Source organism: Stenotrophomonas sp. STEN054, assembly GCF_056854535.1.
Map to the genome: position 1 here is coordinate 76,393 of NZ_JBXFWG010000006.1, position 14,009 is coordinate 90,401.

At 68.1% G+C, this 14,009-nt stretch carries 9 protein-coding genes; 2 read left to right on the top strand and 7 right to left on the bottom strand.

Features of this window, described 5'->3' with window-relative positions; translation table 11 throughout:
• Positions 1-120: 120 nt before the first annotated feature.
• The 6 genes from lysS to AC1VXD_RS03815 all read right to left on the bottom strand — a co-directional run bounded on the left by lysS (position 121) and on the right by AC1VXD_RS03815 (position 8,541).
• Positions 121-1,632: a lysine--tRNA ligase gene (gene lysS, locus AC1VXD_RS03790; RefSeq protein WP_482990905.1), complete on the bottom strand. Its 1,512-nt coding sequence runs from the start codon at positions 1,630-1,632 to the stop codon at positions 121-123.
• Positions 1,633-1,793: 161 nt separating this feature from the next.
• Positions 1,794-3,434 carry an acetolactate synthase large subunit gene (locus tag AC1VXD_RS03795; RefSeq protein WP_482990906.1) on the bottom strand — a complete coding sequence of 547 codons (1,641 nt, stop codon included), beginning with the start codon at positions 3,432-3,434 and terminating at the stop codon, positions 1,794-1,796.
• A 63-nt stretch (positions 3,435-3,497) separates the two neighbouring features.
• Positions 3,498-4,883: an NAD-dependent succinate-semialdehyde dehydrogenase gene (locus AC1VXD_RS03800; protein WP_482990907.1), complete on the bottom strand. Its 1,386-nt coding sequence runs from the start codon at positions 4,881-4,883 to the stop codon at positions 3,498-3,500.
• A gap of 518 nt (positions 4,884-5,401) precedes the next feature.
• A complete protein-coding gene (locus AC1VXD_RS03805) occupies positions 5,402-6,184 on the bottom strand; it encodes a helix-turn-helix transcriptional regulator (RefSeq protein WP_482990946.1) in 783 nt (260 codons plus the stop codon).
• A gap of 153 nt (positions 6,185-6,337) precedes the next feature.
• Positions 6,338-7,463 (bottom strand): peptide chain release factor 2 gene (prfB, locus tag AC1VXD_RS03810; protein WP_108768747.1). Its coding sequence is split into 2 segments (ribosomal slippage): positions 6,338-7,387 and positions 7,389-7,463, totalling 1,125 coding nucleotides; the frame shifts between segments, so codons are not numbered across the junction.
• A 160-nt stretch (positions 7,464-7,623) separates the two neighbouring features.
• Complete coding sequence (locus AC1VXD_RS03815; RefSeq protein WP_482990908.1) at positions 7,624-8,541, bottom strand: LytTR family DNA-binding domain-containing protein; 918 nt, start codon at positions 8,539-8,541, stop codon at positions 7,624-7,626.
• A 135-nt stretch (positions 8,542-8,676) separates the two neighbouring features.
• Between AC1VXD_RS03815 and AC1VXD_RS03820 the strand changes: the two genes are divergently transcribed.
• Complete coding sequence (locus AC1VXD_RS03820) at positions 8,677-9,882, top strand: acyltransferase family protein (protein ID WP_482990909.1); 1,206 nt, start codon at positions 8,677-8,679, stop codon at positions 9,880-9,882.
• A gap of 92 nt (positions 9,883-9,974) precedes the next feature.
• Positions 9,975-10,949 carry a phosphatase PAP2 family protein gene (locus AC1VXD_RS03825; RefSeq protein ID WP_482990910.1) on the top strand — a complete coding sequence of 325 codons (975 nt, stop codon included), beginning with the start codon at positions 9,975-9,977 and terminating at the stop codon, positions 10,947-10,949.
• Positions 10,950-11,040: 91 nt separating this feature from the next.
• Here the strand turns inward: AC1VXD_RS03825 and AC1VXD_RS03830 are convergent, their stop codons facing one another.
• Positions 11,041-13,938, bottom strand: coding sequence for a VIT domain-containing protein (locus tag AC1VXD_RS03830; RefSeq protein ID WP_482990911.1), 2,898 nt, complete (start codon positions 13,936-13,938; stop codon positions 11,041-11,043).
• Between the last annotated feature and the right edge of the window lie 71 nt (positions 13,939-14,009).

Genomic DNA, 14,009 nt, shown 5'->3' on the forward strand with positions numbered 1-14,009 from the left:
TACCCCATCAAGCCATAGCGGGTGTCAAGGCCGTGCAACAACCATACGCCGAGTGCGGATCGCGTCAATGGCGCCGCCCGGATCCGGGACGGCGCGCACAGTCGGGAGCGGAACTGCGTCTTACTGCTCGGGACGCATGTAGGGGAACAGCAGGACGTCGCGGATCGAACTGCTGCCGGTCAGCAGCATCACCAGGCGGTCCACGCCGATGCCCAGGCCGCCGGTCGGTGCCATGCCGTACTCCAGCGCACGGATGTAATCGGCGTCGTAATGCATGGCCTCGTCGTCGCCGCCTTCCTTCGCGGCCACCTGGGCCTGGAAGCGCTGCGCCTGATCTTCCGGGTCGTTCAGCTCGGAGAAGCCGTTGGCCAGCTCCTTGCCGTTGACGAACAGTTCGAAGCGGTCGGTATAGCCAGGATCGTTGTCGTTGGCACGGGCCAGCGGCGAGACTTCCACCGGGTGGTCGGTGATGAAGGTCGGCTGGATCAGGGTGTGTTCGACGGTCGCTTCGAAGATCTCCAGCAGCAGCTTGCCCCAGCCGTAGGACGGCTTGACGCGGATCTTCAGGCGCTCGCAATGGCGCAGCAGCGCCTCGCGGTCGGTGCAGTCGGCGGCCGATATTTCCGGGTTGTGGTGACGCACCGCCTCGTCCATGCGCCAGCGGCGGAAGGCAGGTCCCAGGTCGATCTTCGCGCCGTCCCACTCCACTTCGGTGCCACCGTTGACGGAGGTGGCCACGTCACGGATCACGCCTTCGGTCAGGTCCATGATCTCGTTGTACGTGGCATAGGCCTCGTACAGTTCCATCATGGTGAATTCCGGGTTGTGGCGGGTGCTGACGCCTTCGTTGCGGAAGTTGCGGTTGATCTCGTAGACGCGCTCCAGACCCCCCACGGTCAGGCGCTTGAGGTACAGCTCCGGCGCCACGCGCAGGTACAGATCCAGATCCAGCGCGTTGTGGTGGGTGGTGAACGGCTTGGCCGCCGCGCCGCCGGGGATGTAATGCATCATCGGCGTCTCGACTTCGAGGAAGTCGCGGTTGTCCAGCCACGCGCGCATGGCCCGGATGATCTTGGAGCGCTTGATGAAGACCGCGCGCGATTCCGGGGTCACGATCAGGTCAACGTAACGCTGGCGGTAGCGCTGCTCGACGTCGGCCAGGCCGTGCCACTTGTCCGGCAGCGGGCGCAGCGACTTGGTCAGCAGGCGGATCGATTCGGCCTTGACCGACAGCTCGCCGGTCTTGGTACGGGTCAGGGCGCCTTCGACGGCGATGATGTCGCCCACGTCCCAGCCCTTGAAGGCGATGTAGGCGTCGCCCAGGGCACCGCCCTGCAGGAACAGCTGGATGCGGCCGGATTCGTCCTGGATCTGGGCGAAGCTGGCCTTGCCCATGATGCGCTTGGCCATCAGGCGGCCGGCCATCTTCACCTGGCGGCCGTTGCCTTCCAGGGCCTCGGCGGTCCAGGTGTCGGCATCGGCGAACTCGGCCTGCAGCTGCCCGGCGAAGTCCTCGCGACGGAAGTCGTTCGGGTACGCGATGCCCTGCCCACGCAGCGCTTTGAGTTTCTCACGGCGCTCGGCGATCAACTTGTTTTCGTCGACGGGGGGGGTATCGGTAGCTTCGCTCATGGATCTGCGGGAATCGTGTAGTGGGAGGGGGTACAGCGCCCGGCGCAGCCGGTTGCACAGCATAGCAAAACCGCCCTGCCCGGGCCCCGCCGGAGCCGGTAGCACCGGGCCATGCCCAGCGGTCGTCGGCAGGAATCCGCCGGACGTGGCCCGGCGCTACCTCAGGCATTCCCGGGGAACGCCTGACGCAGCTCCTCCACCAGCACACGCTGGTTCTCGGAGTAGTCCACCGGCACCGAGACCAGATGCACCCCACCCTCATTGAAGGCCGCTTCCAGGGTCGGGATGAACTGCTCGATGGCCGTCACCTCGTGGCCCTTGCAGCCATACGCCTCGGCGTATTTCACGAAATCCGGGTTGCTGAAGGTCATGCCGTAGTCGGTGAAGCCATCCACCGCCTGCTTCCAGCGGATCATCCCGTAGGCACCGTCGTTGAGGATCAGCACCACCAGGTTCAGGCCCAGCCGCCGCGCCGTCTCCAGCTCCTGGCTGTTCATCATGAAGCCGCCATCGCCACAGACCGCCAGAACCCGCCGCTCGGGGTACAGGATCGAGGCCGTGATCGCCGACGGCAGGCCCGCGCCCATCGTCGCCAAGGCGTTGTCCAGCAGCAGCGTATTGGCCACCTGGGTGCGGTAATTGCGCGCAAACCAGATCTTGTACATGCCGTTGTCCAGCGCCACGATGCCGTCCGGCGGCATCACCTGGCGCACGTCATGCACCAGCCGCTGCGGGGTGAATCCCGCTTCCTCGGCACGGTCGGCAAGGTGCTCGAGGATGGTCGCGCGCAGCGGCAGCAGGGCATCGGCATGCGGCACGGCGCCTTCGATGCGGTCGGCCAGCTGGGTCAGCGATCGGCCGATATCACCGATCACCTCCACCTGCGGGAAATAGACCTGCTCCACCGCGGCCTGCGAATAGCCGATATGGATGACGGTCGGGCCACCCGGGCGCATCACGAACGGCGGCTTCTCGGTCACTTCGTGGCCGATGGTCACGATCACGTCGGCCTGGTCGATGGCCATGTGCACATAGTCGCGCTCGGTCAGCGCCGCGGTGCCCATGTACAGGCCCGAGCCGCCCGCCACCGCGCCCTTGCCCATCTGCGTGGTGAAGAACGGAATGCCGGCGCGCTGCACGAAGGCCGACAGCGCTTCGCTGGACTGCGGGCGCGATGCCGCCGAGGCGATCATCAGCAGGGGGCGCCTGGCACTGCGGATGATCTCCGCCGCGCGGTCCAGCGCTTCGGGGCTGGCAATCGGCCGGTCCACCGCGTGGGTCGGAATGAGGGACACGCCCTCCACCTCGGTGGCGGCGATGTCCTCGGGCAGCTCCAGCAGCACCGGGCCCGGGCGCTCCTCCTGGGCCACGCGGAAGGCCTCGCGGACGAGGGTCGGGATGGTGCGCGCCGAGACGATCTGCCGGGCCAGCTTGGTCAGCGGCTTCATCGTGCTGACGATGTCCACGATCTGGAAGCGCGCCTGCTTGCTGGCGACGATGCCCTTCTGGCCGGTGATCATGATGACCGGCCACGCCCCCAGCAGCGCATAGGCCGCGCCGGTGGTGAAGTTCAGCGCGCCCGGGCCGAGGGTGGCCAGGCAAACGCCCGGCTTGCCGGTCAGGCGGCCGTAGGTGGCGGCCATGAACACCGCCGCCTGCTCGTGGCGGGTGATGACCAGATCGATGCTGGAATGGCGCAGCGACTCGACCACGTCGAGGTTTTCTTCGCCGGGAATACCGAAAATACGCTCGACGCCTTCGTTCTCAAGTGCGGCGACAAGCAGATCTGAACCCTTGGACATTGGAATGCCGTCCTTTTCGCTGGACTGATGGTGGATCGTTGCAGGAAGGGTGGAAGCCGCGCGTCAACGCTTGTCGAACCAGACCGTCTGCGCGTTGACGAATTCACGGATGCCGAAGTGCGAGAGCTCGCGGCCGAAGCCGCTCTTCTTAACACCGCCGATCGGCACGCGCGGGTCGGAGGCCGAGAATCCGTTCACGAACACGCCGCCGGTCTGCAGGCGACGCGCCAGCTGCGTGGCCCGTTCATGGTCGCCGGTCCACAGATTGCCGCTGAGGCCGAACTCGCTCTGGTTGGCCAGCTCCACCGCATGGTCGGCGTCGCGGGCGCGGCTGATCGAGGCCACCGGCCCGAAGGTCTCGGCATCGAAGGTCTGCATGCCCGGCTCGACCCCGGCCAGCACGGTGGGCGCGTAGAAGCTGCCCGGGCGATCCAGCTGATGCCCGCCGACCAGCAGCTGCGCGCCGGCATCGACCGAGGCACGCACCTGCGCGTCGAGCTGCTCGAGCAGATCCTGGCGGGCCATCGGGCCGATGCGGTTGCCGGCTTCGCGGCCATCACCGATGGTCAGCGCCTGCACCTTCTGGCAGAACTGCGCCACGAAACGCTCGTAGACAGCCTCTTCGACGATGATGCGCTTGCCGGCGATGCAGACCTGCCCGGTGTTCTGGAAGCGTGAGGCCACGGCTGCATCGACGGCGGCGTCGAGGTCAGCATCGGCCAGCACGATGAAGGGGTCGGAGCCGCCCAGTTCCAGCACCACCTTCTTCAGCGCCTGCCCGGCCTGGGCGGCGATGCTGCGACCGGCGGCGACGCTGCCAGTGAGCGTGACGGCGGCGATGCGGTCATCGGCGATGGCGGCACTGGTGCCCTCGCGGCTGATGTTGGCGGCAATGAAGGTGCCGTCCGGAAGGCCGGCCTCGCGCCACGCCGCATCGAGCAGCTGCGCGGTACCGACGATGTTCTCGGCCGGCTTCAGCAGGAAGCCGTTGCCGCCCATCAGGATCGGCACCGCCGCGCGCATCACCTGCCAGTACGGGAAGTTCCACGGCATGATGCCCAGCACCACGCCCAGTGGCAGGTAGGACACGTAGGCCTTGTCATCGGGCACCTGGGTGGGCTCGTCGCGCAGGAACTGGGCACCGTTGTCGGCGTACCAGTCGCACAGCAGCGCGCACTTCTCGATCTCGGCCAGCGATTCGGCGTGGACCTTGCCCATCTCGGCGGTGGCCATCGCGGCCAGCGGCTCGCGGTCTCGGCGCAGGACGGCGGCCATGGCACGCAGCACGGTAGCGCGCGCGTCCAGCGACTGCGTGCTCCATGCGGCGAAGCCGGCCTGGCCGCGCTGCAGGAGGTCTTCCAGCTCAGCGGCGGTAGCGAAGGGGTGGCTGGCGATCGGCTGGCCGGTGGCCGGATCGCGGGAGATGGCGGTGGTGGGGGCAGTGGACATGCAGGTCTCCTGTTGTCTCGACAACGGGCCGGCGGCCCGTGTCCTGGACAGGAATGTGGACCTGTTCGATGGCAGCAACAAGGCGTCTGCTCATCCTGTGACCTGCACTTACCTGTCTGGGGAGGGGCGTTATGGCAGGGCTTGCAGCCCTGCACCTGCTCAATGCAACGTCAAGTGCTGGCGATCCGTGGGTTGGCGGGGTGCGTCCGGTTGAGGGGGACGCCGTGAACCCGTCCATGGGGGCTTGGTCGCGGCATCCATGCCGCTCACACCCCCTCAACCGAACCCACCCCGCCTTCGACAGACCACCGCGATCTGTCAGAACGGCATGACCCCGCTGTTGGGGGGTGGGGCGCGGCGGGGGGGGGGGGGGGGGGGGGGGGGGGGGGGGGGCCCGCCGGGGGCCCGCCCCCCCCCCCCCCCCCGCCCCGCCCAACTACGGGAACCCGCTCTGGCTTTTGACGTTGACGTTGATTGCAGCAGGTGCAGGGCTGCAAGCCCTGCCGAACACCTCCCCCCTACTTCCGCGGCAGGTAGGTCACCAGCGAAAGGTCATGCCGGCTCTCCGGCACCAGCGCCACGTACTGCAGGTCCAGCAACCCGCGCGTGGGATGCATCAGCCTCTTCGCCCCCTCGTCGAAACGACGGACGTCATGCTCCGGCCACCACAGGCGGAACGGCTCGCTCTGCGCCGAAATGTCCTCGGCCAGCGCCAGGAACGGCGCCTTGTCCGGCGCCTGCGCCATCGCCGCACGGAACCCGGCCAGCAGGCCACGGCTCATCTCTTCCCAGTTGAGGATACGTTCGCGGTAAGGCGCGTACAGGAACATCAGCCACAGCGTGTTGCGCTGGTTCGGCGGGAACTGGCTGTAATCCACGAACAGATCGGCGATGGCCGCGTTCCAGGCCAGGATGTCGAAGCGCGTGTTGCGGACGTAGGCCGGGATCGGCTGCATCGCCTCCACCAGCTGGCGCAGGCCGTCGGTCACGCTTTCGTCCGGCGATTCCAGCGGCACGCCGTAACCGGACAGCGCGAAGGCATACGCGCGCTCGTCATCGCTCAGGCGCAGCACCTTCGCAAGGCGCTCAAGCACTTCGGGCGAGGCACGTACTTCGCGGCCCTGCTCGATCCAGGTGTACCAGCTGACACTGACCCCGATGGCCAGCGCCACTTCTTCGCGCTTCAGGCCCGGGGTGCGCCGCCGCCCGGCCGGCAGGCCAAGCGTGGCGGGGTCGACACGGGCGCGGCAGGCTTTCAGGAAGCCGCCCAGCTCCTTGCGTTCACTCTCGCTGCGCATCATCGCTACCGCCGCACTTGTTGTAGCGTCGAGCCATGCTCGACGCATCTGCCAGCCCGCGAAAAGCGGCCAAGCATGGCTTGGCTCTACAGAAAGGCGTTTCAGCCGCCCTCGGCATGGCGCACGAGGGCGATGACATCCGCGCAGGCGCGTGGATCAGGCATCGATGCGCTTGGAACCCACGGCCAGGCCGGCCTTCAGGCTGGCCTCGACGAACTCGTCCAAGTCACCGTCAAGCACCTTCTGCGTGTCCGAACGTTCGATGCCGGTGCGCAGGTCCTTGATTCGGCTCTGGTCGAGCACGTAGTTGCGGATCTGGCTGCCCCAGCCGATGTCGGACTTGGTGGCTTCCACCGCGTCCTTCTCGGCGTTGCGCTTCTGGATTTCCAGCTCGTACAGCTTGGCAGCCAGCATCTTCATCGCGTTGTCGCGGTTCTGGTGCTGGCTGCGGCCGGTCTGGCAGGCCACGACGATGTTGGTCGGGATGTGGGTGATGCGCACCGCCGACTCGGTCTTGTTCACGTGCTGGCCACCGGCACCGGACGAACGGTACACGTCGGTACGCAGGTCGGCCGGGTTGATGGTGATATCGATGTTGTCATCGATTTCCGGCGACACGAACACCGAGGTGAAGCTGGTGTGGCGGCGGTTGTCCGAGTCGAACGGCGACTTGCGCACCAGGCGGTGCACGCCGGTCTCGGTCTTCAGCCAGCCGTAGGCATAGTCGCCTTCCACGCGCAGCGTCGCCGACTTGATGCCGGCCACGTCGCCGCCGGACACTTCCATCAGCTCGGTCTTCCAGCCGCGCGATTCGCACCAGCGCAGGTACATGCGCAGCAGGATTTCCGCCCAGTCCTGCGCTTCGGTACCACCGGCACCGGCCTGGATGTCGACGAACGCGGCGGCATTGTCCATCTCGCCGGAGAACATGCGCTGGAACTCCAGCTTCTCGACGTGCGCCTGGTGCTTGTCCAGATCGGCCACCACGGCCAGGGCGGTATCTTCGTCCTGTTCGGATTCAGCCAGTTCCAGCAGCTCGGTCGCGTCGGTCAGGCCGTCGAGCACCGCGGCGATGCCGCCCACGGTCTTCTCCAGGCTGGAGCGTTCACGGCCCAGGTTCTGCGCGTATTCGGCATTGTTCCAGACGTCGGGGCTTTCCAGCTCCCGGGTTACTTCTTCGAGACGCTCTTTCTTGGCGTCGTAGTCAAAGATACCCCCTGAGCGACACCACACGATCGGTCAGATCGGTGATGCGCTGGCGGACAGGATTCAGTTCGATCATGTCGGCGGTTATGCACTAAATAGATGACTGCCAATGATACCGCAGGCCGGGGTTCCCGGCATGAGGGGGCGGGAGGGTAGAGTCGACTGTCAGTCGACTGCTCTCCGTTCAGGTGGGGCGGAAGCCCGCGCTGCGCGCGTTAGTCGACTGACAGTCGACTCTACCGACCGGCCCCACCGGCTCCGCCCAGCGCCTGCCGTAGCAGCGGCAGCTGCCGCCGGCTGCACGGCACCTTCGCCCCGTCAGCCATGTGCAGCAGGGCCTCACCGCCGTCCAGCGGCTCGATCGAGCGCAGCTGCCCGCGGTGGATCAGCCAGCTGCGGTGCGGGCGCAGGAACACGGCCGGGTCCAGTCGCTGCTCCAGCACCGCCATGGTGATGCGCAGCGGGTAATCGTGGCCGCGCACCCGCAGGTTCACGTAGTTGCCGGCGGCCTGGGCGTACTCGACATCACCGGTGGCCACCAGGAACTCCTTGCCGAGCTTGCGCACCAGGAAGTGCTGCGGGCGCTCGACCGGTTCGACCGGCGGGCCGTCGTCGGGCGGCGCCAGCAGGTGCGCCTCGCCCTGGCGCTGGCGACCGAACCAGGCCACCGCGTGCACGGCCACCACCAGCAGGCTGTAGGTCTGCACGTCCTTGAAGAACTCGTAGAACCACTGCGCTGGCCAGTCGCCATAGATGTAGTGCTGGCCGATCACGGCAAAGGCCAGCTTGCGCAGCAGGACCATGGCGCTGACGTGCAGCAGCCACCAGGCAATGCCACCCAGCACATAGAGGCCGATCCGGCGCCGCCAGGTGTCGGCATGGAGGGGCCAGCGCCGTGCTGCGGCATGCAGCAGGACCAGCAGGCCGAGGCTGGCCAGCGCACTGCTGAGCTCCTCGATCGAGGTTGCCCCCGCCGGGAAGGCCTCGCCGTCACGCAACGCCCGCATCCACTTCACCAGCACGTTGGCGACCGCAGTACCCAGGAACAGCACCGCCCAGAACACGGCGGTCAGTCCTGGGCGGTGCGGACGCTCTGCAACCGGGACGGACAATGCCGCCGGATCTCCATTTTCCATGCCGCCATTGTTGCCCATCCGGCCCTGCGCGCATCCGCCATTGGTCCCTGCCACCCCACCATTGGCCCCAGCGCGGCCGCCATTGCGCCCCTCCCGCTGGTGATCCGGGCCTGGCAGGCGGACGCTGCAGCTTCTTTCCGATGCCCGCCGCCCATGCACCGTCGCCACGATCTGGACACCCTTCGCATCGCCGCCTTTGCGCTGCTGATCGTCTACCACGCCGCCATGGCCTATGTGGCCGGGTGGGATTTCCACCTCAAGAGCACTTACACCGCCGAATGGCTGCAATGGCCGATGATCGCGATGAACCGATGGCGGATGCCGCTGCTGTTCGCCATCAGTGGCATCGCCCTGGGCCTGTCACTGCCGGAGCATGGACGTGTGCGCAACACGCTGCGCCGCTGTTGGCGCCTCTTCCTGCCATTGCTGTTTGGCATCGTCGCGGTGGTGTCCCTGCAGGCCTACTACGAAGCCCTGGACAAGGGTGATGTGGCGCCGGGCCTCGTCCGGTTCCTGTGGCGCTACTGGCAGTTCAAACCATGGCCTGGCGCACATTTCACCGGCGCCGAGTTCGGCTTTACCTGGAACCACCTCTGGTACCTGGCCTACCTGCTGCCCTACACGGTGCTGGCGGTGGGGTTTGCCAGCCTGCTGCGGCCGCTGCGCAAGGTGCTGCCCACGTGGCCTCTGAGTGACCGCCTGCTGGGCGGGATGCTGGTGGTACTGCCGGTGACCTGGCTGACCTGGGCACTGCTGGTCGTGCTGCCGCACTGGCCGCCGACCCATGCGCTGGTGAACGACGCCTATGTGCATGCCGAGTCGCTGCCGCTGTTCCTGGGCGGCTTCCTGGCCGCGCGCTGGCAGCGCGGCTGGGGGCTGCTGGTCCACGGACGCCGGCTGACCCTGGCGCTGGCCGCGCTGGGGCTGTGCCTGGAACTGGGCATACGCGCATTGGCCCGGCTGCCGCACGTCGGCGACGTCGACGCCTGGGTACTGGCATTGCCGTGGGGCCAGACCGAACGCATCGGCCGAGCGCTCTATACCTGGTGCATGCTGCTGGCCCTGTTCGGCTGGGCCCGGGTCCTGCTGTCCCGCCCGTGGCCAGGCCTGGGCTATTGCCGGGAAGCGGTGTTCAGCTGGTACATCCTGCACCAGACTGTGCTGATCGCACTGCTGTATGCACTGCGCCCGCTGCAGCTCGGCCCCTGGCTGGAACCCGCCCTGCTGGTGGCCGGCACCGTTGTCGGCTGCCTGCTGATCCACGAACTGCTGATCAGCCGCGTGCGCTGGCTGCGCCCGCTGTTCGGGCTGCGTGCCGGGTCGCCTGCACTGCCCGTGGTACGCGTTGCGCCGGTGTAGAGCCGAGTCCACACTCGGCTGTTATTGCCGTGAGCCGAGCATCGGCTCGGCTCTACACGACAGGGTTGCCAACCCGACAATGAGGACAACGGATGTTCCAGACCCAATGGCACCTGTGGCTGCAGCACACCTTCGACGCCAGCTGGGTGCTGGCGGTGATGCAGTTCATCAGCCTGCTTGGCTATGAAATGGCCTATACCGCGCTGATCCTTGTCTGCGCCTTCGGGGTACGCCTGCGCGCAGGACTGAGCGTGATGTTGGCGGTCCTGCTGATGGCCTGTGCCACGCATGCGGTCAAACAGAGCGCCGCCCTGCCCCGCCCGTCCGACGTGGATGCGGCGGTGCTGGACAAGGGTGAGCCGTCGCACCCGTTCGTGGTCGATGGAGGAGGACGTACCTTCTGGTCGCTGCCCGATCCGCAGGCCACGGCGATGCTGCGGGCACAGCCCGATGCCGACTATGGCTTCAACAGTGGCCACGTGGGCGTGGCCACGGCCGCCTGCCTGGGCGTGCTGCTGGCCTTCGGCATCCGCAGGCGCTGGCTGCGCTGGACACTGGTGCTGGGCTGGCCCCTGCTGATGGCGATCTCGCGCATGTATCTGGGCCGGCACTTCCTGGCCGATGTACTGGCCGGTTGGTTGATAGGCCTCGGCGTCGCGCTGGTGGCTTGGCAGTTGATGCCGGGACTGCGAGGCGCACGGCGCTGGCAGCTGCCGGTACTGCTGGGGCTGGGCGTAGCCTTGGCGTGGGCCTCGTTGTGGACGCCCCTGGTGCCGCTGGGTGAAGCCTCGCGCCTGCTCGCACTCGCCCTGCTGGTGGCGTGGCTGCAGTGGCGCGGCTGGCCGGCAGATCCGCAGGGCGTAGTGCAACGGGTGCTGAGAGTGCTGGGCGTGGTGGCGGTCTATCTGCTCGCGCGGCCGGCCATCGAATGGCTGGCCTACAGAATTCCGCTGCTGGATGCGCCGATCACCGAGCTGCTGTGGCACACCGTCGGTACGCTGCTGATCCTCGGCGGTGGCGTGGCATTGGCGCGGCGGATTTCGCGCCAGCGCCGCCCCGTTCAGTAGATCCACGCCATGCGTGGATAAGCCGGCGAAGCAACGCCGGGCCAGGCCCAGCGGACGCGGAGGATTCCACTCAGCCACGCATGGCGTGGCTCTACTGGACTTCGAACTCGCCCACCAGCACGGTCTCGGCGCGATTCTGCAGGCGCATGGTGACCATCTGGTCCTGCTGCTGAGGCGTGCCCCAATGCGTGGTCAGCCGCAGCATCAGGGTGGTCGCGCCAGTCACCAGCTGCTGGCGGCTGCCAAAGTAGTTGGCTTCCACCTTGTACCTGCCGGGCTTGGCATCGCGCAGCGAAAACTGCTCGGGCCCGTAGCCACCGGTGAAGTCCTGCGACATCTGCCCGCCCTGGTAGGTCAGCCGGTTGCCGTAGTACGCGCGCTCGCCGTTGGGGTCGGTCACCCACAGGTCCATGTCGCTGTTGTCGGCATCCCAGGCCAGCACCACGCGCAGGTCCAGCGGCATGGCCTGCAGCAGGCGTGGATCGATGCCACGGGTATCGAGCTGCGGCCGGCTGCGTGACACCAGGTTGGTCAGCTCATCCAGCGCGATCAGCGCGATGCCATCGAAGCGGCCATCCCACGGACGCACCACCACCTGGTACAGCGGCTCCAGCGCCTGCTGCGGCTTGCCGGCCGCGGCCAGCGCCAGGCCGAGGTCGCGGAAGCTCTGAGGTTCCTCCTGGCCCATCGCGAGCACCTGTTCGAACACCGGAACCGCCAGCGCGGGCGCGTCGGCCTGCAGCAACCGGTAGCCCAGCACGCGCAGCAGGTGGCGGTTGTCCAGGTCCATCTCGGCCAGGTTGGACAGCACGCGCAGCGCCAGATCGCGCTGGTTCTGCTGCAGCAGCAGATCGGCAACGTCCAGGAAGAACGCGCTGCTGTCGGCATGCGCTGCACGCTCGGCCAGGTAGCGGTCATACAGCTGGGCGGGCGGCCCCTGGCGCAGGCGACGGGCCGCCGGCGAGTCCGGCTGCCATGCGGCCAGCTGGATGCCGAGCTGGCCGTCGTTCGCAGGCCCTGCCGCATCCTTGATCGCCGACCCGGTCACCGCGATGGCATCCAGGAATGTGGCGGCCGCCGGAGCCTGACGGCGTGCGCGGGCGGTCTCCATCCGCGATTCGGCGGCCACCATGGGCGCGGGCGGCGGCGCAGGCGCCGCCGGTGCGGGCGCGGCGAGCAGGGCCATCGGGGCGCTTGCGACCGATGGGTCGTGGAGGATCTCCTTCGCCGCAGACGGCGGCGCCTGCTTCGGCCAGCTGCGGCTCCACCACTGCTGGCGCTCCTTCCACTGCGCGGCCACCTTGTCGAGCCGGCGGCGGTCTTCGGCCGCACGGTCGGCGACCTGGCGGGCGAACATGCGGTCATAGTCGGCGCGCAGCGCACCGGCCGGGCGGATCGCGTAGCGCAGGTAGTCCTGCAGGGTTTCCAGCACGATCAGCGAGGTATCCGGGCCCACCAGCCCGAACTGCTGCGACAGGCGCTGCATCGCTTCACGGTTGCTGCGGCGGTCCACGGCCAGCTGCTGCAGGCGCGCCTGCGCCCACAGACCCGCCAGCAGGTCGCCATCGTCGCTGCGGGTGGTCGGCGGCAGGGCCTGCCATTGGGCCCCATCGACGCGCACGCGCATCGGCACGCCCTCGGCCGCCAGGCGCGCATGCAACCACAGCCATCCCTGCCCTTCGCTGCGGCGATCGATCACCACGTCCTGCATGCCACGCCCGGCGTCGATCTGGATGTCCAGCGGTGCCGACAGCAGTTCGCGCGCCGCAGCCGCCGCGTCATCGCCCAGCGCCACGAAACGGCCGCCGTGGGCCTCGCTCCAGCCACGCAGACGGGTGACATCCGTGCGCGCGCCGGCACTGCTGACCGCGAACAGGCGCTGGCCAGCGGCAAGCGTCGGCAGTGCTTCCGGGCCGTAAGTCAGCAGGCCATCACTGACCAGCAGGTATTCCTTGACGCCGGGCTGCGGCTGCCAGTTGGCCAGCGCGCTGGCGCCGTCCGGCCGAACCTGTTGCAGCGCCTGGCGCAGCGCGCTCCAGTCGCCCTTGCGGATGCGGAACCGCCGCTCGGCCTCGGGGCGGTCGCGCAGCACGGTCAGCACGACGCTGCCCTCACCCATGGCCGCGAAGTAGCGATCCAGCAGCGCGAACTCACGTGTGCGGTCGCGCTGTCCAGCCGAACCGGAGCCATCCCAGAGCAGGCCGACGTCGCTCGGCACCGTGCGCGGCGCACGGTCAGCGGGGACCGGCAACTGGGCCAGCAGGTAGTGTCCGTCCTGCCACTCCGCCACATGCACCTGCGACTGGCGCAACGCGGGCAGGGTCCATTGCAGCTGTGCAGGCAGTTGTGCGCCACGCCCCTGCCAGTGCAGCTGCCCGCCCTGCAGGGCGAACGGTGCTTTGCCGGTGGTCGCAGCGCCTGCCGCCTGCAGATCCAGCTTCACCGAGGCTGCGCCTGCAGCGAACTGCAACGGCAACGACCATTGCCAGCCCTTTTCGGCGTAAGCCAGCGGCTCACGCACCACCAACTGTACGCGGCGGCTGCCGCCGGCCGGCAGCGGATACACGCGCAGGCGGAACTGGTTGCCCGCCGTCTGTTCCAGCAGGCCCGGGTCGACACCGCGGCGCGCGATCTCCTCGAAGACCTGGCGGCCGCGATCCTTCGGCACCGGCACCGCCTCGCGCAGCTCACCATTGATGTCCAGCGCGAAGCCGCTGATCTGCTGGCCATCCCCCAGCGGGAACTGCAGCTCGCCTTCCAGCACGCGGTTGTTGGGATTGTGGAACTCCAGGGTGATGCGGGCCTGCGCGATGCCCGCCTGGACCTCGCCTTCGATGCGCGCCTCGCGCAGTTGGATCGGCTGTTCGGCGGCCGGCGCGATCAGCAGCGGCGTGCTGGCCTGCGGTCGCGCGTGGCGGGGCGACTGCGCATCAACGGGCCAGGCCGCCAGCACCAGCAGGATCAGGGGGGCACAGCGGGCAAAGACCATGGCACGGCTCCAGTGGGATCGTGGACGGTTCAACGCGCCAGCACGGCAGGTGGGGTTGAAAAGGGCACGGA